Source organism: Actinotalea ferrariae CF5-4, assembly GCF_000603945.1.
Taxonomy (GTDB): domain Bacteria; phylum Actinomycetota; class Actinomycetes; order Actinomycetales; family Cellulomonadaceae; genus Actinotalea; species Actinotalea ferrariae.
In genome coordinates, this window is the sequence record NZ_AXCW01000466.1 from 1 (window position 1) to 1,390 (window position 1,390).

Consider the following 1,390-nt stretch of genomic DNA (forward strand, 5'->3'; position numbering starts at 1 on the left):
CCAGCCGCTCCGCCCCGGTGCCCGCGGGCAGGGCGAGGGCGTCGGTGAGCAGGGACGCGGCCCGCTGGGGCGCGCTGACCATGGCCGCGTCCGCGGCGTCGGCCAGCAACGACGCCGCCTCCCGGGCGAGGTCCGCGACCGTCGTGCCGTCGTCCAGGCCGGCACGCGTCGCCGGCAGCACCTCGTGCGCGAGGGCGAGGTGCGTGCCGGCCAGCTCCGTGCCGAGGGGGCCGGGCAGGGCGCGGATCCAGCGCGCGAACCGCGCGTGGAGCTCGGCGCGGCGGTGCCGGCCGAGGGACCCGTACGCCGTGTCGCGCAGCAGGGCGTGCCGGTAGGTGTACGAGTCTGTCCCTACGGCGTGCTCGTGCGGCCCGACGAGGAGCCCGACCCGGGTCAGCTCGCCCAGGGGCTGGTCGGCGTCGGGCACGCCGAGGGCGGCCAGGGCGGCCACCGGGAAGGTGGTGCCGGGCACGGACCCGTGCTCGACGACGGCGCGGACCGGCTCCGGGAGCACGTCGAGCTGCCCCTGGTAGATGGCCTGCACCGTCATCGGCAGGGCCGGTGCGCCCGCGGCGTCGCCCGTGAACGCCCACGTGCCGTCGTCGGCGCGGTGCAGCAGGCCGGTCTGGATCCAGGAGCGGACGAGCTCCTCGACGAAGAGCGGGTTCCCGCCCGACGCGGCGACCACCGCCCCCAGGAGGCGTTCCGGCAGGACCCCGGCCCCGAGGAACGCCTCGACGAGGTCGCGGGCGGCGTCCGCGGACAGTGGCTCCAGGGCCAGCACGGCCACGTGCGGCGAGCCCGCGAGGGCGTCCGGCCCGAGAGGCCCGGGCCGGGCGGTGAGGACGACGCGTCGCCCGGCGGTGCCGGCAGCTCCCGGGGTGCCCGGGGTGCCCGCGGTGCCGGACGGGTGCGCGAGCGCGTGGTGCAGGAAGGCCCGCAGGTCCGGGCCGGCCAGGTGCAGGTCCTCGACGACCCACACGGCGTCGGGCGCCACGGCGTCGAGCAGGGACGTCCAGGCGGCGTAGAGGTCAGCCGGTGCGGCGTCGAGGCGGTCGCCCGCCAGCAGCGCGCGGACCAGCTCCCCGCCTCGCCCTGGCGCCGGGTCCTCCCGATCCAGCCCCGCGGCCGCGAGGAGGTCCGCCAGGACGTCGTACCCGCGGCCGGGTGCGAGGCCGACGCGGACCGTCCAGCACGGCCGGCCGGCCGCACCGAGCAGGCCCGCCAGCTCGGTGACGAGCCGCGTCTTGCCCGTGCCGGGTGGGGCGAGGACCAGGGCGCCGCCCACTGCGGGGGTGCCCGGGCGCGCCGGCCCGACGAGGTCGAGCAGCCGGGCGAGCTCAGGCCCCCGGCCCAGCAGGGGTGCGGTGAGGCCGTGGCGGTGCAGGCC

General features: G+C 79.3%; 1 protein-coding gene. It reads right to left on the minus strand.

What is annotated here, in order from left to right; genetic code table 11:
• On the minus strand, window positions 1-1,390 hold a 1,390-nt coding region (locus tag N866_RS18820; RefSeq protein ID WP_162177345.1), incomplete at both ends, for an AAA family ATPase.